The organism is Actinoplanes sp. NPDC051470, assembly GCF_040682035.1.
Lineage (GTDB): Bacteria > Actinomycetota > Actinomycetes > Mycobacteriales > Micromonosporaceae > Actinoplanes.
Map to the genome: position 1 here is coordinate 46080 of NZ_JBFBAA010000018.1, position 24182 is coordinate 70261.

Here is a 24182-nt window from a genome sequence, read left to right on the forward strand (position 1 = left end):
CGGCCCGAAGCGCTGTGGACGTCACTGTGCGGGTCAACGAGACAGAAAGAACGTTCGTTCTTGCTCCCGGCGTACCCGTGAGGGTTTTGCCTGATGGCGGTGGGCCGGGAGAATCCGCCGCGGTGCGAGACAGTCGATTGTGAACGGTGGGCGACGCGGACGGGTGGACACCACAGTGCCGCAGAACGCGCCCAGACCGGGGGCAGCGCTTGTTCGCCGAACCGGGCGGGATCAGCCGCGGCGGCGGAGGAGGTCGAGCATGTCGCGGGCGGCCGCGTACAGGGGATGGTCCTTGGGGACGGCCCGCATGACCTGCTTGGCGGCGTCCTTGACCACCGCGGCGTCCTGACGGTTGCCGGACTGCTGGTGGCGGGCCAGGTGGGTGACGCCCAGGTCGAGGATCCGTTCGGCGCGGTCCGGGTGCTCCGGGATGGTCGCCTCGACCGTCTCGTGGATCGCTCGCAGGGCCGCCTCCAGGTCCGCCGGGTCGTTCGAACGGGCGAAGCTCATCCGGTAGGCCTGGCTCAGCGCGTGCAGACGGGTGTCGCGGCCCAACTCCCCCTCCGGGGTGGCGGCGACGGCCCACCGGATCAGCGAGAGCGCCCGGTCGAGGTCGGCCGGATCCTGCGAGACGTACACGTAGCGGGTCAGGTGGGCCCGGCCCAGGTTGGACAGGTACATGGGCCGGTCCTCGTCGTCCTCCGCGGCCGTGTCCAGAGCCTCGCGCATCACCGCGATCGAGTCCTCCGCGTCACCGGTGTCACCGGCGGCGGCGAACCGGAGCTGGAGAAACGTGCCGAGCGTGGTGAGCCGGTTGCTGGTCGCGGCGTCGGCCACCACCGACCGGACGATGGCGATGGCGTCGTCCAGGTCGGCGACCTCCCCGGTCCGGGTGAACCGCAACTGATGCGCCTCGGCCTGGTTCATCCGCAGCGGCACGATGTCGGTCTGATCGTCGGCGGCGAGGATGGCGTGCCGGGTGACCGCGATGACGGTGTCGATCTCGCCGAGCGGCCGGCTGCCATAAGCGATGGCGGGGGCCGTCTTGGGGTTGAGCCGGACCGGCTGGGACGGCCGCCGGCCCAGCACTCCGATCTGCTCGACGAGATCGGGGATCTGATCCATGATCGGCTCCAGCAGCGGCTGGGCGCGGTCCATGTCCTCCTCGCCGTCCACGGCCGCCAGCACGGCGTGCCGGGCATAGAACAGCAGCCCCACCGCGTGCCTCACCTCGTTCGTCGCCGCCCGTTCGGAGCCCAGCAGCACCTCGGCGTCACGAACCCCGGCCGGATCGAGCACGTCCTCGGCGTCGCCGCTGTTCGCGTAGCGGTTGACCCGGGCCTGGACCGCGGCGAGCAGTTCGTCGTACGCACCGTCCGATGAGGGCATGGCTCCGAGTGAAGCAGGGTCCGTCCACCACGGGGCCGTGGACGCACCCTGCTCGATCTCACCGTGGTGGCCCGGCCAGCGGGGCACTTCGATGGCGTCGAGGTCCGGCGAGTAGACCGGGGTGCTGCTGTCGATCTCGATCGTGTTCGGGCCGGCATTGAGGTGCAGCGGGACCGTGGCGGTGGCGGGCCGATCCCAGCCGCCGGACGACGGGAACGCCAGTGACACCGGTGAGGCCCCGGCGCGGTTGGCGTACGAGCGCTGCCGGCGGCTCCGGCTGCAGAGCGGCGCGTTCACCGCGGACGCCGTCCGGCTCGACGCCGACGACAGCTGCTGTTCGTGCAACGCGCCCGTTTCTGCGCCGGGAAGATTTCCGCTCGCGGCTGTCACAGATCGTGGGACTGCCCGGTCATAGCTGGCGAACGCACCTCCACCTCGCCAGAAAGGCTTCAATTATGAAGATCGCCGTCCTCGGTGGCACCGGGCTCATCGGGTCGCAGGTCGTGCAGATCCTGAACACGAACGGGCACGAGGCAGTGCCGCACTCACCATCCACCGGGCTCGACCTGATCACCGGCGCGGGCCTGGCCGAGGCACTGACCGGCGCCGACGTGGTGGTCAACCTGACCAACTCACCGACCTTCGACGACGCGTCCATCGACTGGTTCCGGACCAGCATGACCACCATGCTGGCGGCCGCCGCCACAGCCGGCGTGGGCCACGCGGTCGTGCTGTCGATCACCGGGGCCGAGCAGGTGCCGGCGCTCGACTACTACCGGGCCAAGGTGCTGCAGGAAGATCTGCTCAAGGGCGGGCCGGTGCCGTACTCGGTGGTCCGGGTGACGCAGTTCTTCGAGTTCATGAAGGCGGTGCTGTCGTGGACCTCGGACGAAACCACGGTGCGGCTGCCCGCCACGCTGGTGCAGCCGATGGCCTCGGCCGAGGTGGCGCAGGCGGTCGCCGACGCGTGCATGGGCGCGCCGCTGAACGGGACGCGCAGCTACGCCGGGCCGGAGGTCTTCGCGCTCGACGAACTCGGGCGGATCGCACTGGCCGCAGCCGGCGACCACCGCACGGTTGTCACCGATGACACGGCCGGCATGTTCGCCGCCGCCAAGGGCGACGCGCTCATCGCCAAGGACGACACCGTGATCGTCAAGACCACCTACCGGGAGTGGCTCGCCACCCAGTGAGCCTCCGGCCGACCTTGCGGGTAGTTAGCCAGCCGCGCCAGTCGTCCGGTTTGACGGCTCGATCGTCGAGCGGCAGCCGAGCGCGGCCAGCACGCGGAGCAGCTGCTGATCCGTGGTCAGCTCGGCGTCGATCGGGATCACCGGTATGTCGGGGGATGACGGCGGCGCGGGGACGCGGTGCTGGTCGCGGCTCTCGGCGCGGCCGTCCCGGCGCGCGGCGAAGAGGTCGTCGTCGCCGGTCAGATAGACCATCGCCAGCACGCCGGTCGCGTCCACCAGCCTCTCCCAGGCCGGGCCGCCGCGGAGTTCCTCGGTGAACGGGGCGACCAGCACGGCCCGGCGAGCCGTCGCCACCGTGTCGCGCGCCACTGCCCGGAGCGCGGCATAGCGGCCGTCGCGGATCACCGCACTGTGTGGCGAGGCGAGCCAGTGGCCGCCGAGGGCCTCGGCCGGCAGCGCGTCGAGCAGCGGATTCGTCATCGAGTCGAGGTCCAGCAGCGGCGCTTCCAAGGCCGTGGCCAGCGCACGGCCAAGCGTCGACTTGCCGCTTCCGGCCACGCCCGCGACGGCCACGACCACCGCCTCGGCCGGTTGACAACGTGTCTCGGAGCGCCACATCATGAGGACCATGTTACCGGTGACATGGTCGATCAAGTCACCGGTGACATGAACACATTCCTCCGGGCAGGAGACCTTCAGTGGCGGTCGCGGGCATCGATCTCGGCAGCACCGGCATCAAGCTGCTCGTCACCGACCTCGACGGCGTCGAACTGGCCGCCGAGCAGGTGCCGACGCCATGGCGCCCCGGCCCCGGCGGCACCACCGAGCTGGACGCGACCGACCTCCTCTTCTGCGTCCAGGAGTTGCTGACCCGTACGACCGAGAAGATCGAGGCCATCGCGATCGCGGGCATGGGCGAGACCGGCATGCTGATCGACGCCACGGGCCGGGCCGTCACCCCCGGGTACGCCTGGTTCGACCCGCGCGGCGCCGAGCAGGCGGCCGCCTTCCCACCCGGCGTCCGATCCGAGTTCACGGGCCGCACCGGCCTGCCGCTGGGCGCGCAGGTGAGCGCGGCCAAGCTGGCCTACCTGCGCGACCAGGGCGTGCAACTGTCCGGCCTGCGCTGGCTCAACCTCCCCGAGTTCGTAGCCATGGCCCTGGGCGCCCGCGCCGCCGTCGAGCACTCCCTCATCTCCCGCACCGGCCTGATCGACCAGGACACCGGCCGCCAGTGGCCAGCAATGCTGCACGCCCTGGGCGTCGACGAAACCTTCCTGCCCCCACTGCTGGACGCCGGAACCCTCTGGGGCCTCGCAGCCAGCGACGCGACTGGCGACACGACGAGCGCAGTGGGTGGCACGGCGGAGGCAGCAGGCGGCGCGACCGGCGCGGTGAGCGCGAGAAGCTGGACTCGCGGCGCGGAAAGCTGGACTGGCGGCGCGGAGAGCGCGGAAGGCGGGACTGGCAAAGCGATCGCGGCGAGCGACGCGGCGAGTCGGATCGCCGTTCCGGCGAACATGGCCGGCGCGCTCATCACGGTTGCCGGGCATGACCACCTCGTGGCGGCCGAGGCGGGTGGCGGGTTGCCGCCTGATCACTATCACGTGTCGATGGGCACGGCCGAGGTGTTGCTTCGGGTGATCGACGCGCCGCTCGGGTTCGAGGCGCGGGGACGGCTTGCGGATCATCTGATCAACGAGGTCCGGCATGTGGTGCCGGGGAAGCATGTCCTCGTTGCCGGGGTGAAGAGTGGGCTGCTGCTGCGTCGAGCCCTGCAGACCGCGGGCATCACCGACCGGGCCGGGCGCGACGTGCTCGACACCGGTGTCATGGCGCTGCCGTTCGAGGGAGCGGTGCCGGTCGGTGCGATCGAGGTGTCCGGCGCACGCAATGACGACGGGGTGCTCAAGCTGACCGTTCGCGGTGACGGCGCGACCCCGGCGGAGGTGTTCGGCGCCGTGCTGCGGCACAGCAATGACGAGATTGCCGAGCTGATCCGGGCCATGGATCGTGAACTGCCGCCGGCCATCTCCGCGACGCTCACCGGCGGCTGGGCGGGAATGGCCGCGGTGCGGCGCGCGCGGTCGCGTGTCCTCCCGGCCTTGTCGGTGTCCGGCCGCGAGCAGGAGACCGCCTACGGCGCCACGCGAGCCGCCGCCCGCCTCCTGAGAGCCGCGTCGGCAACGAGCGCGACTCCCGCTGACCACGACCCCACATCATCAGATCACCCGACCACAGATCGCGGGGCGATCCCCGCTCACGGCGACACCACACGCGACGAGCCCACGAACCACACCGCCACCCCCGCACGCCGCGACACCGCACCCGACGAAACCACCACGCCCAAAAAGCGCAGCGCCACCGCACACCGCGACATCACACCCGCGGAGGCCACCACGCTCGCAAGACAGAGCGCCGCCGCTCACCGCCACACACGCCCGACGAGGGCGTAGCGCGCGGGATGACCGCGTACCCCCCGAAGATTGGAAGCGCACCGTGAACACCATTGAGCGTCGTGGCCTTGCCGCGATCTCCACGCCGGCCGGCCGCATGTTGATTGTGGCGGCGGATCAGCGCAACGGTATGAAGGCGGCGATGACTGACGCGCCGGACGGGCCCGGCTCGATCAGCAAGGATGAGCTGGCTGCGGCCAAGGCCGACCTTGTCCGTCACCTCGGCAACTACGCGCCGGCGATTCTGCTTGACCCGGAGGTGGCGCTGCCGGCCGTGGTTGACGACGGCGTGCTGGCGCGGGACACCGCGCTCGTGGTGGGGCTGGACGCGTCCGGCTACGAGAATGTGGACGGGCTGCGATACACGAAGTTTGTCGAAGGTGTTACGCCTAAGCGGGCGCGTGAGCTGGGCGGTGATGTCGGCAAGATGTTGTGGTACGTGCGGCCGGACAAGCAGGACGCCGCGTCTCGGGTGGCGCGGGAGATGCGGGAGCTGATCAGCGCCTGCTCCGAGGAGGGGCTGCTGCTGATCGTGGAGATCCTCACCTATCGGGTGGAGGGAGAAACGGAAGAGGAGTACGCCGACGCGTTCCCGGGGCTGGTCGCCGGTGGGGCGAAGCTGGCCGTCGAGTGCGGCGCGAAGGTGTTGAAGTTGCAGTACCCGGGTTCGGCCGAGGGCTGCGTTGCGGTCACCGCGGCGGCGGATGGCGCGCCCTGGGCGGTGCTGTCGGCGGGTGTCGACCACTCGACATTCCTCGGGCAGGTGGGTACGGCCATGGCCAACGGTGCGGGCGGGGCGATGGCGGGGCGGTCGCTGTGGAAGGACAGCCTCTCGGTGTCGGCCGACCTGCGTGAGGAATACCTGACCAAGCGGGCTCAGCCGCGTCTGTCCGAACTGCGTGAGGTCGTGGACGGTATGCTGCCGGGGCGCTGATCAAGCGAACCCTGGACCGCGGAGGTGACCCCATGGCGACGATGCGCGATGTTGCCGCCCGCGCGGGCGTGAGCGCGAAGACCGTGTCCCGGGTGTTCAACGACGACCCCCACGTGCTGCCCGAGACGCGGCTGCACGTGGAGCAGATCATGCGCGATCTCAACTACGTGCCGAACGTGCTGGCGACCACCTTCCGCAACGGGCGGTCGTCGGCGATCGGGGTGGCCGTCCCGGATGTGGTCGACCCGTTCTTCGCGGCGATCGCCCGGGCCGTCGACGACCTGGCCCGGTCGCGCGGCGTGGCCACCCTGCTCACCAATCTGGGTGACGAGCCGGGACGTGAACGCGACATCCTCGAATCGCTGCTGAGCCGGCGGCTGGCCGGCCTGGTCGTCGCCCCGATCAGCATCGACCACTCGTGGCTCAAGCGCTGGCAGGACAGCACGCCGCTGGTCTTCGTCGACCGGGCGCCGGTCGGGCTGTCCGCCGACACGTTCACCGACAACGACGAGGTCGGCGGCTACCAGGCCACCAGGCACCTGATCGAGCACGGGCACCGGCGGATCGCCTACGTCGGTGGCGACCTCAGGTTGTCGACCGAGCTCAACCGGCTGGCCGGCTACTGGCGCGCGATCGACGAGGCCGGCATCGAGAAGGACGACGGTCTGATCAAGGCGTACGTCGACAACCGCGCCAGCACCGAGGACGCGGTGACCCGGCTCCTCGATCACCCATGGCGGCCGACCGCGGTGTTCTCGTCGAACGCCCGCTGCTCGATGATGCTGCTGCACGCGCTGCCGGCCGACCAACTCGCCGTCGTCGGCTTCGGCGACTTCCCGATGGCCGACGTGGTGCGTCCCGCGCTGACCGTCATCGACCAGGACCCGAACGAGATCGGCCGGCTGGCCGCCCAGCGCGTCTTCGACCGGGTGGACCACCCGAAGCGGCGGCTGCGGAAGACCAACATCCTGGACGTCACGCTGATCGAGCGTGAGTCCTGCAAGGTCGCCGCGCGCTCCTGAGCCGGACTCGGCCGTCCTCTCATGTCACCGATGACATGGTCTGTGATTTTCAGGCATGACACCGGTGGCAAACACCGGTGACATGACCTACTGTGCGTTTCAAGCGAGTTAACCAGGAGGTCGTGATGCGCCAGGCAGTCGTCACCTCCCCGGGCGTCGTCGAACTCCAGCACGCGGACACCCCGACCCCGGCGGACGGCGAGGTCGTGGTGCGTGCGCGCCTGGTCGGGATCTGCGGCTCCGATGTGCACGCGTTCCACGGCCGGCACCCGTTCGTGCCCCTCCCCTACCGCCCGGGCCACGAGATCTACGGGACGGTCGAGTCCAGCCGCGACGGCAGCCGCCTCGTGCCCGGCACCCGCGTGGTCATCGAGCCGATCCTGGCCTGCGGCACCTGCAAGTACTGCCGGGACGGCCGCTACAACCTCTGCGCCACCATGACGTTCTTCGGCTGCACGGCGCCGGGCGGCGGCCTCGCGGAGTGGTTCGCGATCCCCGAGGACCGCGCCGTTCCGATCCCCGACGAGCTGAGCGACGACCTCGCCGTCCTCGTCGAGCCGCTGTCCACCCCCGTGCACGCCGTCCGGCTGGCCGCCGGAAGCAGCACTGCCAGAAGCGGCGCCATCGGGAACAGCACCGCTGGGAACAACGCCGCGGGAAACAACGCAGCCGGAAGCAGCGCCACCGCAGACAGCGCCCGGGACAGCAGCGGCACCGGAAACAGCGGAGACAGAGGCGGCGAGCTGGCCGGCCAGACCGTGGCGATCCTCGGCGCCGGCACCATCGGACTGCTCACCCTGATCGCGGCGCGCCACGCCGGCGCCGCCCGGATCGCGGTCAGCGACCTGTCCCCCGCCAAGCGCGACCGGGCCGCCCGGCTCGGCGCCGACTCGGTGCACGACGGCGCCGACCCGGGCATGGTGGACGCCATCCGCGACGATCTGGGCACCAGCGCCGACATCGTGTTCGACTGCGTCTCCGTGCAGAGCTCGGTCGACCAGGCCATCGCCATCGCGGTCAAGGGCGGCACCGTGGTCGTCGTCGGCGTCCCGGCGGCGCCGGTCACCGTTCCCCTGCCCGAGATCCAGGACCTTCAGGTACGCGTGCAGGGCAGCGCCACCTACACGCGCGACGACATCGAGCAGGCCATCAGCATGCTCGCCGCCGGGGTCGTGGACCCGGCGGACATCATCACCGCCCGCTATCCGCTAGCGAAGGTCGACGAGGCCTTCGCCGCCGCCAGTTCCGGCGAGCACGTCAAGGTCGTCGTCACCGCCGACCACTGAACCGGAGACACCGACCAGCGGACGGGAACGCCGACCACTCCCCGCCCTGATCGCCGGATGGGTGGCCCAGAACAAACTGGTCCGTGGTCAGTCCATGGGCGCGGTGAAATAGGCAGCATGGCTACTAGGAACGGGACACCGATGTTCGACTTCACCAACCGCACCATCCTGGTCACCGGCGCCTCCGGCGGCATCGGCGGCGCCACGGTCCGGCTGCTGCTCCAGCACGGCGCCGACGTCATCGCGGCCGGCACCAGCGAGGAGAACCTGGCGCCGATCGTCGCCGAGACGGGTGTCCGCGGGCTGCCCTTCGACCTGCACTCCGAGGACGCCGTCCGGGACGCCCTGGCCGGCCTGCCACTGTCCGGCGTGGTCAACTGCGCCGGGTTCGGCGGCGAGATCGCCACCCCCCAGGAGACCGACATCAAGGTCTTCGACGAGGTGATCGCGGTCAACACCCGGGGCGCGCTGCTGGTCACGAAGTACGCCGCGCAGAGCATGATCGCCGCCGGCCGGGGCGGGTCGATCGTCAACGTGTCGAGCCAGGCCGCGCTGGTCGCCCTCTACGGCCACGTCTCGTACGCCGCGTCGAAGGCCGCCCTGGACAGCATCACCCGGGTGTCCGCGCTCGAACTGGGCCGCCACAACATCCGGGTCAACAGCGTCAACCCGACCGTGGTCATGACCCCGATGTCGGCCTTCTACTGGGGCCGCGACGAGATCCAGGGCCCGTTCCTCGAGGCGATGCCGCTGGGCCGCTACGCCACCGAGGCGGAGATCGCCGCCCCGATCGTCTTCCTCCTCAGCGACGCCGCCTCCATGATCACCGGCGTCTCGCTGCCGATCGACGGGGGCTACACGGCCCGCTAGGTGTGGGCCACGCCGTCGGCCGTCTCGACACGAGCCGGTTATCGCAGCGGCAGATGCAGGTCGAGGTCGGGGTGAGCGGCCGAACGCACCGACAGATGCAGCTGCCGCGCTTCAGGTGGTGGGCCGGGCTCGGCTCGCCATTCCGGCCGCGTCAGCGGCCGGAGCGCAACCGCTCACGCAGGTGGAGCGGAGCGACCCTCGGCGGGAGCAGCGGTCTGCACCCACCACCCCGCTACGACCGGAACTTGATCTTGATTGTGATATCGCCCTCTTCTGGCTGCGCTCGTTCGGCGTTCGCGCTGGTCCTGGGGTAGGCCAGGTTGGTGACGGACAACAATGTGGGGCTGCGCTCGGAACGTGGGCCGGTGCTGGCCGCGATGATGCTCTGCACCGGCCTGGTCGCGATCGACGCGACGATCATCGCGACCGCGGTGCCGTCGATCGTGAAGGACATCGGCGGCTTCACCGAGTTTCCCTGGCTGTTCTCCATCTACCTGCTGGCCCAGGCCGTGTCGGTGCCGATCTACGGCAAGCTCAACGACCTGTTCGGGCGCAAGCCGGTGATCCTGTGGGGCATCGGGCTGTTCCTGCTCGGCTCGATCCTGTGCGGCGTGGCCTGGAGCATGTGGCCGCTGATCATCTTCCGGGTCGTGCAGGGCCTCGGCGCCGGGGCGATCTTGCCGACCACGATCACCATCATCGGCGACCTCTACTCGGTCCGCGAACGGTCCAAGGTGCAGGGGTACGTCGCCAGCGTCTGGGCGGTGGCGTCGGTGGTCGGGCCGACGCTGGGCGGGGTGTTCGCCGAATGGCTGTCGTGGCGCTGGATCTTCTTCGTCAACATCCCGCTCTGCCTGCTGGCCGGCGCGATGATCGTGCGCGGCTTCCAGGAGCGGGTCGAGCGCCGCCGGCAGGTCGTCGACTACCGCGGCGCCGCCCTGCTCACGGCCGGCCTGGTCCTGGTGATCCTCGGCATCCTCGAAGGCGGCCAGGCCTGGGCGTGGACCTCTCCGATCAGCCTCGGCGTGCTCGGCGTCGGCTCGGCGCTGCTGGTCGTCTTCGGTCTCGTCGAGCGGACCGCCGAGTCGCCGGTGCTGCCGCTCTGGGTGTTCCGCCGCCGGCTCCTGGTGACGAGCGGCCTGATCTCGGTCGGCGTCGGCGCCATCCTGATCGGCCTGAGTTCCTACATCCCGACGTACGCCCAGGACGTGCTGGGCACCGGCCCGCTGGTGGCCGGCCTCGCCCTCGGCGCCCTCACCATCGGCTGGCCGATCACCGCCAGCCAGGCCGGCAAGATCTACCTGCGCGTCGGTTTCCGGGCGACCGCCCTGATCGGCACGGCCGTGGCCACCGTGGGCATCATCCTGTTGCTCCTGCTCGGCGACAATTCATCGATCCTCCAGGTGGCCGCCTTCTGCCTGGTCATCGGCCTCGGCATGGGCCTGACGGCGGCCCCGACGCTGATCGCCGCCCAGTCGAGCGTGGGCTGGGCCGACCGCGGCGTGGTGACCGCCAACAACATCTTCCTCAGGTCGCTGGGCAGCGCCGTCGGAGCCGCGGTCTTCGGCGCGATGGCCAACGCGGTGATCGGCTCGTCCGCGGTCGACCCGGCCCGCCTGACCGTCGCCGTCCACCGCATCTTCATCGCCATGCTGATCGTGGTGGTGGTGATGATCGCCCTGTCCGCCCTGATCCCCCGCTCGGCCGACGACGTCACCCACGACCAGCCGGCCGAGGCCGTCCCGCGGTGAATCAGTCCGCTACCGGTCGATCCCGGCCATGTTGGCGTCGTCGTGGCGGGCTCCGGCCGCCGGTCGCAGCGCGTCGAGGCGGGCGAGTTGCGCGGCGGTGAGTTCGAGGGCGTCCGCGGCGGTGTTCTCCTCGACCCGGGCCACCCGGCGGGTGCCGGGGATGGGGGCGATGTCGTCGCCACGGGTGAGGATCCAGGCGAGCGCGGTCTGCGCCGGGGTGGCGCCGATCTCGGCGCCGATGGCGGTGACCTCGTCGACGATGGCGAGGTTGCGGCGGAAGTTCTCGCCGGTGAAGGACATGGAACGCCTGCAGAGCCTGGTCAACCGCCCCGACGGCGCCTTGGTCGTGGTCGTGCTGGGCCAGGACCGCTGGCGCTTCACCGCCCACCCCGACGGCCGCCTCGACACCGGAGCCCTCGGCATCACCGTCTACACGAGACTGGAGCCCACCGCCCCGGGCTGCTGAGTGGGTCATACTGAAGATCATGACTCCCCGTCTCCTCGGCAGGGCCGCCCTCCTCGGGGCAGCCCTGCTGGTCGCGTTCCCGGCGACGCCGGCATTCACCCAGCCCGCCCAGCGCGCCACCCCTCCCGCCGAGCGTGCCTTTCCCGCCGAGCGCGGCCCTCTCGCGGGGCGTGTCTTTCCCGCCGAGCGCGGCCCTGTCGCGGAGCGTGCCTTCTTCGCCGAGCGTGGGCCCTCCGTCGAGCGCGACGCTCTCGCTCGGCGCGCCGACCCGAAGTGGTATCAGGTTCGGGAGGAGTGGCAGGGCGAGCACGAGTATCTGTATGAGATCGCCGATCGCTTCCTCGGGGACGGCGACCGGTTCACCGAGATCTTCGCGCTGAACAAGGGCCGGGTTCAGCCGGACGGCATGGCGCTGGAGAACCCGGAGGAGATCGAGGCGGGCTGGATCCTGCTGCTTCCGCCCGATGCCGAGGGCGACGGTGTGCAGACCGGCCCGCTGCCGGTCGCGTCGAGTGCGCCACCGTCCACTGCGCCGCCCGCTCCCGCTGCGGCGACTCCGGGGTCGCCGTCGTCCGACGCCGGAACTCCCGCCTGGGTCATCGCCCTACTCATCGCCGGCGTCCTCATCGTTGGCGCGGCCGTCGCCGTGGTGCTGCTACGTCGCCGCAAGCCCGCTCCGAAGCCGCCGTCGTTCGACCACCCGACGTCGCCGATGCGCACCCTGCACGCCGCCACCGACTGGATCCTCGACCGCGCCCTGCGTGGGCTGGTCACCTCGGCTCAGGGGACCGGTCGCCCTACGCCCGCGATCCTGGGCGTGACGCTCGACGAGAACCGGATCGCGCTCCGGCTGGCGACCCCGGACACCTCGGCGGTGGCGCCGTGGAAATCCGGCGGCGACGGCCGCTCCTGGATCGCGTCGCTGAGCGACCTTCAGGCCCAGCCCGCCGCCGGCGACGTCGCCAGCCCCTGCCCGCGGCTGGTCACACTGGGCACCACCGACGGCACCCGCGAGCTGATCGACCTGGGCCGCAGCGGCGGTGTCATCGGTGTCACCGGCGACGCCGAGGCGGCCCGCGAGGTCGTCGCGGCGTGGGCCGAGGAGTTGGTCAGCAGCCCATGGTCCGATCGCGTCCAGGTTGTCACCGGTGACTTGCGGGTGAACATCAAGGGCGAGCAACTGACCGTGCTCGACGGCATCCCCGCCGCCCTGGACACCGCCGCCGCGGCCGCCACCGGCGCGCCGGGCGTGCTGATCCTCGGCACCGCCCCCGAGGGCCGCGACCTGGGCCGGGCGCGCTACTTGGCCGACCACCCCGAGGCCGCGTGGGTGGTGATCGTGCTCGGCGGAACCGGCCAGGACCGCTGGAACTTCACCGCCCACCCGGGCGGCCGCCTCGACACCGGCTCCTTGGGCAGCAGCGTCCACTGACGACCGGCGCCGCCCAGGCCACCATGTCACCGGAAGCCGGCGGCAGAGCCGGCCCCGAGCCGCGCCAGCCCCCATGTCACCGGTGACCCACGGTCATCGGCTCCGACGGCGCGCTCTCGGCGACGACGGCTGGGAGGCGGGGCGCGACGGGGAGGCGCCACACCAGGAAGATCGCCATCAGGACGAAGGTCTCGGACGCCCGGTCGCTCCACCAGATCGGGGACAGCACGCTGAGCAGGTAGCAGAGCGCCGCCGCCACCACGTCGAGGCGGTCCCGGCTGCGGGCCAGCACGAGCAGGGCCGGCGGCAGGAAGACCAGGTGGTGGGTCCAGGCGACCGGCGTGATCAGGTTGGCGGTCAGGCCGGTGAGGGCCAGGGCGGTCAGCTCCTCCCCGTACGCGTGGGCCTGCGACGCCCGGCGCAACCCGGCAACCAGGGCGACCGCGCAGCACACCAGCCAGGCGCCGGTGGGGGCGGTGTGGCTGCCGGCGAGGCGCGCGAGCAGACCGGCCAGCGACTGATTGGCCACCGCGTCCGCCTCGCCGACCCGGGCCGTGTGCCACATCAGGTCGCCGAAGTAGCGGAGCGACTCGCGTGGTGCCACCAGAAGACTCGCCGCGGTCAGCGTCGTGACCGTGGCGACCGCCACCCCGGCCGCCCGCCACTGACGCGTGACCAGCAGGTAGACGATGAACAGCCCGGGTGTCAGCTTGATCGCGGTGGCGATCCCGACGCCGACGCCTCGCCAGCGTTTCGGCAGAACCGTCAGGTCGAGCACGACCAGGGCCAGGAGCAGCAGGTTGACCTGGCCCAGGCCGAGGGTCTGGCGGACCGGCTCCATGGCCAGGGCCGCCACGAACACGAGGGGTTTCGACCGCAGGGTGACGGCCAGGGCGAGCAGGCTCGACGCGGTGATCACCCAGCCGGCCACCTTGAGCGGGACCAGGGCGGCGGGCAGGAGCAGGATCGCGGCGAACGGCGGGTACGTGAAACCGAGCGCGCCGCGCACCGGCGCGTGGTAGCCGTACAGGTCGCCGCCGGCCAGCCACCAGCGGACCGCGCCCTGGTAGATGGCCATGTCGAAGAACCGGTAGTGGCGGTCGAAGACCAGGGCGACGACGATCAGCAGCGCCAGCGTGGCCGCGACGCCGCGCTTCATGGCGTCTGGCTGCGGCGGGTGTCGAGGACGGCGAGGCTGTACTGGACCGTTCCGGGGGCGAGGGTCGCGTTGGCGGGACCGGGGCGGCGTACGACCGCCTGGCTGAAACCGATCTGGTCGGTGCCGGCGAGCAGGTAGATCTGCCAGTCGACGAGGCCGTAGCGAGGCGTCTCGCCGGTGTAGGCGAGGCCGGTCGCGGGACGTCCCGCCGGATCGGTGGCGGCGTCGAGCGTGCGTATCCCGTGCAGGCCGGCCAGGGTCCGGAAGAGCGTGGCCCGGTCGGCGCCACTGAGCGTGTTGGTGAACACGTCGAGCAGGCGGGTGCACTCGCGGAACAGCCAGCCCTCCCGGTCGGCGACCGGCACCTCGGCGGCGTCCGGCAGCGAAGCCACGTCGCCGTCGAACTCGGGGTCGTCGGCCAGGTTGGGCGACACGGTGTCGGGCTGCTTCCCGGGCCCGGGCGACCCGTCGCGGCGCCACGAGGCGGCATCCCGGTCGGTCACCGGCCGTACGCTCGAACCCTCGTCGCCGATGATCAGCCAGCCCTCGCCGGGACGGCCGTCGGCCGGCTGCATGCCGCGGACGTCGTCGACCCGGATGAGGTTGTAGCCGCTCGCGTCGTCGATGTGCATCACCCGCGCCGAGGTGCCCCTGACGTGCAGGAACTGGCCCTTGCCACTCGGTTGTCCGGCCCGGTCGGCGGCCGCGGCGAGCACGGCCGGCGGCGCCGCGACGGTCGCTCGGGGCGGCGGCGTGGGCGCTCGGCGGGTGATCGTGACGAAGGCGCCGCCGGCGGCGATCAGGACCAGCGCGGCCGCGGCGGGGATGAGCCGATGAGCGCGCCGCCGGCTTTTTCGGGGTACGGGCTGAGCCAGCACCGTACGCAGGCAGAACTGCGCCTGTGACGACCCCGGCGGCAGCGGCGAGGGCACCGGGTTGGCCGCGGCCAGCCGGCGCATGGCGTCGGTGTCGTTCATGCCGATCGCACCTTCCTGGCCATCGGGACGTCTTCCACGGGCGAGGAATCAGCAAGGGCCAGCAGCCGGGCCAGCCGTCGCCGGGCCCGGTGCAGCCGCACCTTGAACGCCACGACCGAGCAGCCCAGAACGGTGGCCGCGGCCTGGTTGTCCAGGCCCTCCCAGCCGACCAGCAGCAGGGCCTCCCGGTCGCCCGGCGCCAGGCCGTGCAACGCCTGCCGGAGCCCGGTGTCGGTGATGACGGAGAGGGCGTGGTCGGGTTCCGGTTCGAGGCCGTGCCCGGCGATCTTCTCGGCCACCCGGGTCTGCCGCCGGTCGGCCCGCACGGCGTTGGCCAGGCAGTTCCGCGCCACCCGGTAGAGCCAGGGCAGCGGCTCGTCGGGCAGCCGCTCGAAGTGTCGCCACGCGACGGTGAAGGCCTCGGCGACCACGTCGTGGGCCCGGGCCTGGTCCGTCCGTCGTGACACGAAAGCGAGCACCAGCGGATAGTGCTCACGGAACATGGCCGTGAACTGCTCCTCCATAGCGCCCCCTCAAGCATCTTCACCTGGCTTAGGTCCGGCGAAGAGCTTCGGGTTACTACGGCCGTCGATCCGTTATCCGAGCGTGACGGTGGCGCGTCAGCGGACCTCGACGTCCCAGATCGAGAAGCCGTAGGCCCGGAACCGCTTGAGGCAGTAGACCCGCACGTAGCGGGCGGCCTTGCCGTCGGCGGGAACCGTCACGACACCGCCCGTGCCCGAGGTGGTGGAGTAGACCGACGTCCATGCGGTTCCGTCGGTGGAGAGTTCGACGCGGTACGACACGGCGCTCGCGTCTTCCCACCGCACCGTGACATCGGTGACTCGCCAGGTGGCGCCGAGGTCCACCTTCAACCACTCCGGCTCTGCGAAGCCGCTGCTCCACCGGGTGGCCGGGTCGCCGTCGACGGCCATGCCGGCCGACCAGTGATCGCTCTCCACACTGGAGGCGAACGCCGGGCGGTTGAGCGCGAGGTTGCGCCTGGCGGTGTTGACCGACCCCTTCGGCGCCGAAGCGGCGGGTTGGGTGGTGGCGGGGTTGTCCGGGGTGGGTTTGACGCCGCCGGCCGCGGGCGGCGAGAGCTGAGCCGCTGGGGTACGCGAGGACACCGGATCGGTCGACGGCCGGCCCACCGGCGGGGCCACCACCGGAGCCGACGAGGGCGACAGGGTGGGAACGGGGGCGACGGCGGCCGGGACGGCCACGTCCGCATCGGGTTCGGACCGGCCCAGGATCAGCGCGGTCGCGCCGGCGGCCAGCACGAGGACCACCGCGGCCGCCGCCATCACCCGCCGGCCGGCGCCGAGGCGGGGCCGGCCCGGTGACTCGCCCCGCAGCAGGGCGAGCAGCTCGGCGGCGGTCGGCCGGTTCGCCGGGTCCTTGTCGAGCGCGCGCAGCACCGGTTCCCGCAGCTCGTCCGGCACCCCGTCGAGCCGTGGCGGCATGGTCATGATGCGCGCGGCCGTGGCCTGGGGTGAGTCGCCGCGGAACGGCGTGCGCCCGGCCGCCGCGTACCCGACCAGGCAGCCCCAGGCGAAGATGTCGGCCGCCGGCGTGATCGGGATGTCCGGGTCGGCGGAGAAGCGCTCGGGCGCCATGTAGGCGACCGTGCCGACCATCATGTCGGTCCGGGTGTGCTGGCTGGTCAGCTCGAACGGCCGGGCGATGCCGAAGTCGATGACCCGCGGGCTGTCCGCGGCGAGCAGCACGTTGCCCGGTTTGAGGTCGCGGTGGATGACGCCCGCGCCGTGGATGCCGGCCAGGGCGGTGGCCACCCCGAAGGCCAGCGGGCGCAACGCCTCCGGGGCCAGCGGGCCCTGCCGGGTCACCACCTCGCCGAGACTGGGCCCGTCGACGTACTCGACGACCAGGTACGGCGGGTCATGATCGAGGTCGGCGTCGAGGAACGCCGCGGTGCAACTCGCCGGCACCTGCCGGGCCCGGCCCACCTCGCTGCGGAACCGGCCCCGGACCTCGGGGTCGGCGAGCAGTCCCGGGTGCACCAGCTTGATCGCGACCCGCTCGCCGCCGGGGTTCTCGGCCAGGAAGACGACGCCCATGCCGCCCGCGCCCAGGCGTCCGAGCAGCCGGTACTCACCGAGCCGCTCCGGATCCGACGTGGCCAGAGGATCCACGTGCCGCCCGCCGCTCATCAGAGCCCACTCCCCTGCCCGGTTAAGTTGTGACGACCGGTTATACCGCGCGCCGCGACCGCGACGATGCATCGGGCCCGGAAGTCTGCCCTGGATCACCCTGGGACGAGAGTCCAGCCGGTCACCGTTTGATCACCGAACGGCCACCACCGCCTCGGTTCCGGCCCCTACGGTCGGACGCCATGAGCACGCTGCCCCGCTGGGCCGACCCGGCCGTACCCGACTCCGCGTTGGACCGCCCCGGGCTCAGCCGCCGCGGCGTCCTCCGGACTGCCGGCCTGTTCGGCGCCGCTGGGCAGCCAGGGTGAGGGGCGGCAGCGAGGGTGAGCAGGCAGCCCGGGCGCCCGGCAACCCAGCTCAGCCCATGACCAGCGCGAGCGCCGGCCGCAACGAGGGCGGGCACCGTCGCAGCCCGGCCCGCGCGGATGGGCCGGCGCGGATAGGCCGGCGCCACCGTAAGGCGTCTAGCTGGCTAGCTCGTCCTCGACGAACGCGGGCCTGGCCAGCGTGACCGCCGGGATGGTCGTCACGAGGATGACAGCGAGCAGGAACAGCAGCGGCAGGGTCCACCCGCCGCTCACGTCGTGGAGCAGTCCGACGAGCAGCGGACCGAGCGCGCCGAGCGCGTACGCGACTCCCTGGGCAAAGCCGCTCAGCGCGACCGTGCCGCCCTGGGTCCGGGTGCGAATGTTGATGAGCACCAGGCAGACCGGGAACAGGATCGACCCCGAGCCGATGAGCAGCACCCAGAGCAGGGTGAGGGTCGCGGGCGCGAGCAGCAGCCCGAGGTAGCCGAGCGCGAAGCTGGCAACACCGGCGGCGATCAGCCAGCTGACATTACGCAGCCGCGCGACGAGCAAGGGCGCGATGAGTGCGAGGGGCACGCTGATGAGGCCGGTGACGGCGAGCAGCACACCGGCCTCGGTCGGCGTCGAGCCGGCGATGTCGCCGAGGATCTCGGGCAGCCAGGCGAAAGCCGCGTAGGTGCAGATCGTGCTGGTCGAGAACAAGACGGTGATCGACCGGGCCACGCGCGACCGCCACAGTCGCGTGACGAGGGCGGGCGGTGGTGACTCGACGGCGACGGCGGCCGAGAGTCGCCGGCGGCGCTCCCGCGCGATGATGATGAGCCACGGTACGAGCGCGATGACGGTGGTCACCGACCAGATGCCGAGCGCGAACCGCCAGCCGATCCGCTCGGCGACCGGAGCGGCGACCGCCGCGGGCACGGCCGTGCTCAGTCCCACGATGCAGACGTAGACGGCGGTCAGCAGCGCCACCCGGTCGGGGAAGTAGCGCCGCACGATCGGCGGCAGCAGCACATTGCCGATCCCCGTACCGGTGAGCGCGACGACACTGCCGGCGAGCAGCACCGCGAAGCCCGGGGCGAACGCGCGCACGAGATGGCCGAGGGTCATGAGCAGCAGCGCGAGCACGATGCCGCCGTCGAGGCCGAGGCCACGGGCGACGCGCGGCGCGATGAAGCCGGAGGCCGCCAACAGGATCGGCGGCAACGTGCCGAGCACCCCGACGCCGATGTTCGAGATCGGGATGTCCACCCGGATGTCGCCGAGGATCGGCGATATGACCGCGACCGCCTGGCGCAGGGTGAGTGCGACGAGCACGATGCCCAGCAGCGCCGCCGCGCGTCCCGCCCACAGCGGAAGGGGGCGGTGCTCGGACATCCCCTGAGCCTAGTGCTTCAGCCGGGAATCGTGATCATGGCTCGACCGGCGACGGAGAAGGTGTGGGCGAAATCGCGCCGGAGGGCCGGCGGCGTCCGATCTCGACAGACATGTAACCGGCCCGTAACATGGGCCCATTGAATCGTTATAACCCGACAGCTGGAGCACGCCATGCCTGCTCGGTTCGCGCTCGCCCTGATCCTCGCGCTCGCCCCGATGCCGGCCGGCGCCCCAGCAGCCGCAGCCTCGGCGGCCGGCGCCCCAGCGGCCGGGCTCACCGTTCACGACCTGCGGACCGGCAACGTCGCGGCGCCGCTGGGCATCGACGAGCCGCGGCCCGCGCTGAGCTGGCGGCTGCGGTCGGGGCGGCAGGGTGACCGGCAGAGCGCGTACCGCGTGCTCGTCGCCAGCCGGCCCGAGCTGCTGGCCCGGCGGAGCGCCGACGTCTGGGACAGCGGCCGGGTCGCGAGCGCCGACTCGGTGGCCGTCCGGTACGGCGGCCCGGACCTGGTCTCCGCGCGCCGGTACTACTGGACGGTCCAGGCGTGGGATGTGAACGGCCGCCCGTCGCCGCCGTCACCGGTGTCATGGTGGGAGACCGGCCTGCTGGACGCGGCGAGCTGGGCCGGCGCCCGGTGGATCACCCCGGACGTCGGCGACGCGCACTCGTGGCGGGACCTCACGCTGGACACCGATGTCACGATCCGGTCGGGGGCGGCGAGCCTGCTGTTCCGGGCCGCGAGCGCCGACACCTACGCGATGTGGCAGATCAACGCCGTGACCCACCCGGGCCGGGTCATGCTGCGGCCGCACGTCCGGCGCCAGGGGGCGTACGCGCTGCTCGGCGAGGTCGACCTGAGCCCGGTCGTGACACCGGAGAACGTCGGCGCGACCCATCACGTGCGGATCCGGGCCGACGGCGGGACGGTCACCACCTGGATCGACGGCGTCCAGGTCGACGTACGCCCGCTGGATCTTCCCGGCCCGGGCACCATCGGCTTCCGGTCGTCGGTCAGCCAGGGTGTGCCCGAGGTCGCCCAGTACGACCACCTGACCGTACGCGACCTCGGCGGACGCACCCTGTTCAGCGACGACTTCACGGCCGACCCGGATCCCCGGTTCCCGGGCGCGCCCGTGGTCGACGGCCGTCTGGAGCCGCGAGGCGACCCGACCCTGCTCGCCTCCGACCCGGACGCCCCGATGCTGCGCAAGGCGTTCGACCTGGACCGGCCGATCGCGAGCGCCCGGGCGTACACCTATGGCCTGGGCTTCGCCGAGCTGCGGCTCAACGGCGGCAAGGTCGGCGACCGCGTGCTGACCCCGGCGAGCACGCCGTACGAGCGGCGGAACCTCTACGACACCTACGACGTCACGTCGCTGCTCCGGCCGGGCGCCAACACCGTCGGGCTGTGGCTGGGCAACGGGTACGGCCCGCGGTTCAGCCCGTACGGGTTCCGATGGCCGGGGCCGAAGCAGGCGATCGCGCTGCTCGCCGTCACGTTCGCCGACGGCACCCGGGCCACGGTCGCCTCCGACGACACGTGGCGGTGGTCGGACGGCCCGATCCTGGCCAACGACCTGTACGGCGGCGAGAGCTACGACGCGCGGCTGGCGCAGGACGGCTGGGACCGGCCGGGCTTCGACGACCGCGCCTGGCATCCGGTGCGGACCACGACGGCGCCCAGCCCGGTGCTCGCCGCCGACGACGCTCCCCCGATCCGGGTGGTGGACACCCTCCATGCCACCGGTGTCACCGAGCCCCGTCCCGGTGTGCACGTCCTCGACTTCGGGCAGAACATCGCCGGGTGGCCCCGGTTGCGGGTCACCGGGCCGGCCGGCACGACGGTGCGGATGCGTACGGCCGAAGAACTCGGCCCGGACGGCCGGCTCGACACGGCGACCAATCGCAACGCGGCGTCGGCCGACGCGTACACCCTCGGCGACGCCCCGGGCGAGCAGGTCTGGGAGCCGCGCTTCACCTATCACGGCTTCCGCTACGTCGAGGTCACCGGTTTCCCGGGCGCGCTCGGCCCGGACAGCGTGACGGCCCGCGTCGTGCACGCCGACGTCGCGCCGACCGGGACGATCGCCACCTCGGACCCGTTGCTGGACCGGATCTGGCGGAACAACCGCTGGGCGATCCTGAACAACTCGATGAGCCTGCCGACCGACACCCCGGTGCGGGACGAGCGAACCCCGCCCGGGATGGACGTGCAGGCCTATCACGCCGCCGCGGTCCGGGAGTTCGGGATGGAACGGTTCTACGCCAAGTACCTGCTCGACCTCCCGCCGGGAACGGCGTTGCCGAACGACGCCGGCAACGCCCAGCTGCCCGACATGGGCGGCGGCTCGGTCTCGCTCGCCTGGTCGCTCTACGAGCAGTACGGTGACCAGGCCCTGCTGGCCCGCTCCTACCCGGCCATGGCGGCGTTCGTCGAGGCCAACGCGGCGGCCCGGCCGGATCTGGTCTGGCCGGACGACCGCGGCTTCGGCGACTGGTGCCCGCCGGTGCGCGGCCCGGACGCGCACGACGGGCAGGGCAGCCCTTCGACCGGCGAGTGCTTCAGCGAGCGGGCGATCGTGAACACCGCCCTGTCCTACCGCCAGGCCGACGACACGGCCAAGGCCGCGGCGGCGCTCGGCCGGACCGCCGACGCGGCGCGTTTCCGGCGGCTGGCCCAGGACATCGCGGACGCCTTCAACGCCCGCTTCCTCGACCCGTCCGGCACCGGGTACGGCAGCGGCCGCCAGGTCACCAGCGTCCTGCCGCTGGCCTTCGGCATGGTGCCCGAGGACCGGGTCGCCGCGGTCGGCGCACGGCTGGCCGACACGGTCCTGACCGCCGATCACGGCCACCTGGACACCGGCATCTTCGGTACCCGGTACCTGATCGAGGCCCTGGCCCGGGCCGGTCGCGCCGACGTCGCCGCGACGGTTCTCGGCACGACGACCTACCCCGGTTTCGGCTACCAGCTCTCCCGGGGCGCCACCACGCCGTGGGAGCAGTGGACGTACGAATCGAACATGGAGACCCACGACCACGCCATGTTCGCCGGCGTCAACGCCACGCTCTACACCGTCTTCGCGGGCATCACCCCGGCGTCACCGGGCTACGCGTCGATCGCGGTCGCCCCGCAGGTGCCGCCCGGTCTGGCCCGCCTGTCGGCGTCGATCGACACGGTACGCGGAACGGTGACCTCGGCCTGGACCAACGCCGCCTGCCGCTTCGACCTGACCGTCACCGTCCCGGTCAACGCCACCGCCACGGTCGACGTGCCCACGTTCGGCCACGACGTCACCGCCCCGGCCGGGGCTGAGCCCGCCCCGGGTGTCACCGGTGTCGCGCGCTACGCCGTGGGCTCCGGCACCTGGCGCTTCACCGTCACCCGATGCGACTGAGGCCCGGCCGGAACGTTCTCCGGCCAGGCCGGAGCAGTTCCCGGAGACGTCGGCCGAGGCCGGCGCCGGCGACGCGAGGGTGAGCAGCGGCGCCAGGAGCACGGCGGCGATCAGGCCGAGAAGCGTCTTCATCGGACGTTGTATCCGCGGGCGCTCCAGAACGAGGCCGGGTTGTCGTTCTCCAGGTCCGGGTCGCCGACGCTGACGGCCGCGAGCGGCTTGCGGCCGTCGCGCACCTCGACGTGGGTGTGCGCGGCGCCGCTGGAGCTGACCCCGTGCCAGGCCTCGGTGGCGATCCGGTCCTCGCGGTCGACCCGGTCGCCCTCCTGCAGCGACGACGACGGGTTGGTGTGCAGGTAGATCACCGTCTTGTTGACGTCCGAGTTGTAGACGGCGATGGTGGACAGCCCACCGCTGCCGTTCGAGCCGCGGACGATGTTGATGACCTCGCCCCGGACCAGCGCGTAGACCGGCGAGCCGACGCTGCGCGCCATGTCGATGCCCTCGTGGCGGCCCGGCGTGTTCTCGTAGCCGTCGAAGCCACAGGTGATGGAGCCGCCGCTGGCGTCGTACAGACCGTGGGTCAGGTTCTCCTTGCTGTCGCCGTCGTTGGTGTTGAACTTGTGGGAGGCGTTCTCGTTCTTCAGATCCGAGTTGAGGTTGACCTTGCCGCCGGCCTTGATGGTCTGCCGTGCGCCCTTGTAGTCATGGTTGAAGTAGACGGTGACCGGGTCGGAGGTGCGGTTCCAGACCGCCGCCGCGTCGTTCTTCACACACTTGAACTGGCCCGCGCCGTCGCTCTTGAACTCGTAGCAGGACGGCTGGCTCTTGCCGTAGTCCGGGATCGAGCCGGTGAAGTCGGACACCGATCCCTGGTGGTTGCTGTTGAAGTACAGGCAGAACTCGCCCGACTCGCAGACGCCGTTGCGGCCCGCGGCCTGGGCGGCGGTGGGCGTCATGGCGATGATGCTCGCGCCGGTCAACGCGGCCATGGCGATGGGCATGATCTTCTTGTTCATGGACGGACTCCAGTTCTAGAGGGTTCGGAGGTATTCCTCGTAGGTGACCTTCGGGACACCCGGGCCGTCGTCGGCCGCGTTGTTGGCCAGGCCGTTGCGACCCTCGTAGTAGGCGCCGACCTGCTTCTGGGCCGGCGACGACAGGTCGGGGTCGCTGATCGCGACGGCGTGGATGTGCAGCGGCCAGTCGCCCTGGGCCGGGGTCCGCAGCCAGGCCGCGAAGCCGACCTGGCGGAGCGCGGTCACGGCGGCCGTACGCTGGGCGGCGGTCAGCGCCTCGGCGTCGAGGTCGAGCACGCCGCCGCCGTCATGGGTGCCGGCCGACGTCGGATCGGTTCCGGGCGAGTACGAACCCTGCTCGACGACGTACGTACGGCCGGAGCGCCCCTGCGCCGCCTTGAGCATCGCGAGGGTCCGGTCGTTGACCGGGAAGCCCTGGTGGGTGACCTTCGCGCCGGCCAGGACGATCCGGGTCAGGGTGAACTGTCCCTCGCCGAGCCTGGTCAGCGACGTCCGGCCGGGCAGCCCGGTGGCGTCGAGGCCGCTGTAGCCGAGCTGCTGCTGCCACTGGGCGTAGGCGGTGACGGTCCGCGTGCCGAAATGACCGTCCTCATAGGCCGGATCGAGCAGGCCCTTCTTGCGCAGAGCGGTCTCGACCAGCTTGACGCTCGGCCCGGCGCCGGGGGTGACCGCCGAGTCGGCCTTGGCCGGGTCCCACTGCGCCGCCTTGAGTACGGCTTCCATGTCGACCGTGGGCAGCGCGGCCGCGGCCATGGCCGGCTGCGGCCCCAGCGCGAGCGCGGGAACCGCAAGGCACACCGCCAGCAGAGAACGACGGGAGAAATTCACGGAAAACCTCTCTGTACGGGGTGATTGCCGGCTGTCGAGAGAGGACGCTACGGACGGGCGAACCGGACCGTGAGGGGTGAACAACCCACATTTGGATCACCGGATTACGATCTCGAGCGGA

The 24182-nt window shown here is 71.7% G+C and carries 21 protein-coding genes; 11 read left to right on the plus strand and 10 right to left on the minus strand.

Annotated elements, in window-relative coordinates; translation table 11 throughout:
- Positions 1-231: 231 nt before the first annotated feature.
- A complete protein-coding gene (locus tag AB0M54_RS28690) occupies positions 232-1734 on the minus strand; it encodes a hypothetical protein (protein ID WP_364474655.1) in 1503 nt (500 codons plus the stop codon).
- A 110-nt stretch (positions 1735-1844) separates the two neighbouring features.
- Here AB0M54_RS28690 and AB0M54_RS28695 point away from each other — a divergent pair, with 110 nt between their 5' ends.
- On the plus strand, positions 1845-2582 hold the full coding sequence (locus AB0M54_RS28695; RefSeq protein ID WP_364474657.1) for an SDR family oxidoreductase: 738 nt from the start codon (positions 1845-1847) through the stop codon (positions 2580-2582).
- 24 nt (positions 2583-2606) lie between these two features.
- Here AB0M54_RS28695 and AB0M54_RS28700 read toward each other — a convergent pair whose 3' ends face one another.
- Complete coding sequence (locus tag AB0M54_RS28700) at positions 2607-3203, minus strand: AAA family ATPase (RefSeq protein WP_364474659.1); 597 nt, start codon at positions 3201-3203, stop codon at positions 2607-2609.
- Between the two features lie 77 nt (positions 3204-3280).
- Here AB0M54_RS28700 and AB0M54_RS28705 point away from each other — a divergent pair, with 77 nt between their 5' ends.
- The 6 genes from AB0M54_RS28705 (at position 3281) to AB0M54_RS28730 (ending at position 10901) form a co-directional block, all read left to right on the plus strand.
- Positions 3281-5038 carry an FGGY family carbohydrate kinase gene (locus tag AB0M54_RS28705; RefSeq protein ID WP_364474661.1) on the plus strand — a complete coding sequence of 586 codons (1758 nt, stop codon included), beginning with the start codon at positions 3281-3283 and terminating at the stop codon, positions 5036-5038.
- A gap of 97 nt (positions 5039-5135) precedes the next feature.
- Positions 5136-5972 (plus strand): tagatose-bisphosphate aldolase, encoded by an 837-nt coding sequence (locus AB0M54_RS28710; protein WP_364474818.1) that lies wholly within the window; start codon positions 5136-5138, stop codon positions 5970-5972.
- A gap of 32 nt (positions 5973-6004) precedes the next feature.
- Positions 6005-6994 carry a LacI family DNA-binding transcriptional regulator gene (locus AB0M54_RS28715; RefSeq protein ID WP_364474663.1) on the plus strand — a complete coding sequence of 330 codons (990 nt, stop codon included), beginning with the start codon at positions 6005-6007 and terminating at the stop codon, positions 6992-6994.
- Between the two features lie 125 nt (positions 6995-7119).
- On the plus strand, positions 7120-8280 hold the full coding sequence (locus tag AB0M54_RS28720) for an alcohol dehydrogenase catalytic domain-containing protein (RefSeq protein ID WP_364474665.1): 1161 nt from the start codon (positions 7120-7122) through the stop codon (positions 8278-8280).
- A gap of 117 nt (positions 8281-8397) precedes the next feature.
- Complete coding sequence (locus tag AB0M54_RS28725) at positions 8398-9150, plus strand: SDR family oxidoreductase (RefSeq protein WP_364474667.1); 753 nt, start codon at positions 8398-8400, stop codon at positions 9148-9150.
- 323 nt (positions 9151-9473) lie between these two features.
- The gene (locus AB0M54_RS28730) at positions 9474-10901 is read left to right on the plus strand and encodes an MFS transporter (protein WP_364317718.1); all 1428 of its coding nucleotides are present in this window, start codon (positions 9474-9476) and stop codon (positions 10899-10901) included.
- 9 nt (positions 10902-10910) lie between these two features.
- Here AB0M54_RS28730 and AB0M54_RS28735 read toward each other — a convergent pair whose 3' ends face one another.
- Positions 10911-11201 (minus strand): aldo/keto reductase, encoded by a 291-nt coding sequence (locus AB0M54_RS28735; protein WP_364317719.1) that lies wholly within the window; start codon positions 11199-11201, stop codon positions 10911-10913.
- Between AB0M54_RS28735 and AB0M54_RS28740 the strand changes: the two genes are divergently transcribed.
- On the plus strand, positions 11200-11367 hold the full coding sequence (locus AB0M54_RS28740) for a hypothetical protein (protein WP_364317721.1): 168 nt from the start codon (positions 11200-11202) through the stop codon (positions 11365-11367). The two genes, AB0M54_RS28735 and AB0M54_RS28740, sit on opposite strands and share 2 nt — an antisense overlap.
- Before the next feature lie 19 nt (positions 11368-11386).
- The gene (locus AB0M54_RS28745; protein WP_364474668.1) at positions 11387-12799 is read left to right on the plus strand and encodes a hypothetical protein; all 1413 of its coding nucleotides are present in this window, start codon (positions 11387-11389) and stop codon (positions 12797-12799) included.
- Between the two features lie 76 nt (positions 12800-12875).
- Here the strand turns inward: AB0M54_RS28745 and AB0M54_RS28750 are convergent, their stop codons facing one another.
- From AB0M54_RS28750 to AB0M54_RS28765, 4 genes are all read right to left on the minus strand, one after another.
- Positions 12876-13958, minus strand: a complete 1083-nt coding sequence (locus AB0M54_RS28750; protein ID WP_364474670.1) for a glycosyltransferase 87 family protein — start codon at positions 13956-13958, stop codon at positions 12876-12878.
- Positions 13955-14935: a hypothetical protein gene (locus AB0M54_RS28755; RefSeq protein WP_364474672.1), complete on the minus strand. Its 981-nt coding sequence runs from the start codon at positions 14933-14935 to the stop codon at positions 13955-13957. Before AB0M54_RS28755 ends, AB0M54_RS28750 begins: the two co-directional genes overlap by 4 nt.
- Positions 14932-15459: an RNA polymerase sigma factor gene (locus AB0M54_RS28760; RefSeq protein ID WP_364474674.1), complete on the minus strand. Its 528-nt coding sequence runs from the start codon at positions 15457-15459 to the stop codon at positions 14932-14934. The genes AB0M54_RS28755 and AB0M54_RS28760 overlap by 4 nt, the downstream gene beginning before the upstream one ends.
- Before the next feature lie 96 nt (positions 15460-15555).
- Positions 15556-17109 (minus strand): protein kinase, encoded by a 1554-nt coding sequence (locus AB0M54_RS28765; protein ID WP_364474676.1) that lies wholly within the window; start codon positions 17107-17109, stop codon positions 15556-15558.
- Positions 17110-17291: 182 nt separating this feature from the next.
- On the opposite strand from AB0M54_RS28765, the gene AB0M54_RS28770 reads away from it, so the two are divergent.
- Positions 17292-17417 (plus strand): hypothetical protein, encoded by a 126-nt coding sequence (locus AB0M54_RS28770; protein WP_364317731.1) that lies wholly within the window; start codon positions 17292-17294, stop codon positions 17415-17417.
- Between the two features lie 156 nt (positions 17418-17573).
- Here the strand turns inward: AB0M54_RS28770 and AB0M54_RS28775 are convergent, their stop codons facing one another.
- Complete coding sequence (locus AB0M54_RS28775; RefSeq protein ID WP_364474678.1) at positions 17574-18794, minus strand: MFS transporter; 1221 nt, start codon at positions 18792-18794, stop codon at positions 17574-17576.
- A gap of 171 nt (positions 18795-18965) precedes the next feature.
- On the opposite strand from AB0M54_RS28775, the gene AB0M54_RS28780 reads away from it, so the two are divergent.
- The gene (locus tag AB0M54_RS28780) at positions 18966-22193 is read left to right on the plus strand and encodes a family 78 glycoside hydrolase catalytic domain (RefSeq protein ID WP_364474680.1); all 3228 of its coding nucleotides are present in this window, start codon (positions 18966-18968) and stop codon (positions 22191-22193) included.
- A gap of 128 nt (positions 22194-22321) precedes the next feature.
- On the opposite strand, the gene AB0M54_RS28785 is transcribed toward AB0M54_RS28780, so the two are convergent.
- Both AB0M54_RS28785 and AB0M54_RS28790 read right to left on the minus strand, forming a co-directional pair.
- Positions 22322-23212, minus strand: a complete 891-nt coding sequence (locus AB0M54_RS28785) for a peptidase inhibitor family I36 protein (protein ID WP_364474682.1) — start codon at positions 23210-23212, stop codon at positions 22322-22324.
- A gap of 15 nt (positions 23213-23227) precedes the next feature.
- Positions 23228-24061, minus strand: a complete 834-nt coding sequence (locus AB0M54_RS28790) for a peptidoglycan-binding domain-containing protein (RefSeq protein ID WP_364474683.1) — start codon at positions 24059-24061, stop codon at positions 23228-23230.
- Positions 24062-24182 lie beyond the last annotated feature (121 nt).

Excerpts from the sequence above, each read along its gene's own strand:
- AB0M54_RS28695 (WP_364474657.1), top strand. The coding sequence starts at position 1,845 with ATGAAGATCGCCGTCCTCGGTGGCACCGGGCTCATCGGGTCGCAGGTC.
- AB0M54_RS28700 (WP_364474659.1), bottom strand. The coding sequence starts at position 3,203 with ATGATGTGGCGCTCCGAGACACGTTGTCAACCGGCCGAGGCGGTGGTC.
- AB0M54_RS28710 (WP_364474818.1), top strand. The coding sequence starts at position 5,136 with ATGTTGATTGTGGCGGCGGATCAGCGCAACGGTATGAAGGCGGCGATG.
- AB0M54_RS28715 (WP_364474663.1), top strand. The coding sequence starts at position 6,005 with ATGGCGACGATGCGCGATGTTGCCGCCCGCGCGGGCGTGAGCGCGAAG.
- AB0M54_RS28720 (WP_364474665.1), top strand. The coding sequence starts at position 7,120 with ATGCGCCAGGCAGTCGTCACCTCCCCGGGCGTCGTCGAACTCCAGCAC.
- AB0M54_RS28725 (WP_364474667.1), top strand. The coding sequence starts at position 8,398 with ATGGCTACTAGGAACGGGACACCGATGTTCGACTTCACCAACCGCACC.
- AB0M54_RS28740 (WP_364317721.1), top strand. The coding sequence starts at position 11,200 with ATGGAACGCCTGCAGAGCCTGGTCAACCGCCCCGACGGCGCCTTGGTC.
- AB0M54_RS28735 (WP_364317719.1), bottom strand. The coding sequence starts at position 11,201 with ATGTCCTTCACCGGCGAGAACTTCCGCCGCAACCTCGCCATCGTCGAC.
- AB0M54_RS28745 (WP_364474668.1), top strand. The coding sequence starts at position 11,387 with ATGACTCCCCGTCTCCTCGGCAGGGCCGCCCTCCTCGGGGCAGCCCTG.
- AB0M54_RS28750 (WP_364474670.1), bottom strand. The coding sequence starts at position 13,958 with ATGAAGCGCGGCGTCGCGGCCACGCTGGCGCTGCTGATCGTCGTCGCC.
- AB0M54_RS28755 (WP_364474672.1), bottom strand. The coding sequence starts at position 14,935 with ATGAACGACACCGACGCCATGCGCCGGCTGGCCGCGGCCAACCCGGTG.
- AB0M54_RS28760 (WP_364474674.1), bottom strand. The coding sequence starts at position 15,459 with ATGGAGGAGCAGTTCACGGCCATGTTCCGTGAGCACTATCCGCTGGTG.
- AB0M54_RS28765 (WP_364474676.1), bottom strand. The coding sequence starts at position 17,109 with ATGAGCGGCGGGCGGCACGTGGATCCTCTGGCCACGTCGGATCCGGAG.
- AB0M54_RS28770 (WP_364317731.1), top strand. The coding sequence starts at position 17,292 with ATGAGCACGCTGCCCCGCTGGGCCGACCCGGCCGTACCCGACTCCGCG.
- AB0M54_RS28775 (WP_364474678.1), bottom strand. The coding sequence starts at position 18,794 with ATGTCCGAGCACCGCCCCCTTCCGCTGTGGGCGGGACGCGCGGCGGCG.
- AB0M54_RS28780 (WP_364474680.1), top strand. The coding sequence starts at position 18,966 with ATGCCTGCTCGGTTCGCGCTCGCCCTGATCCTCGCGCTCGCCCCGATG.
- AB0M54_RS28785 (WP_364474682.1), bottom strand. The coding sequence starts at position 23,212 with ATGAACAAGAAGATCATGCCCATCGCCATGGCCGCGTTGACCGGCGCG.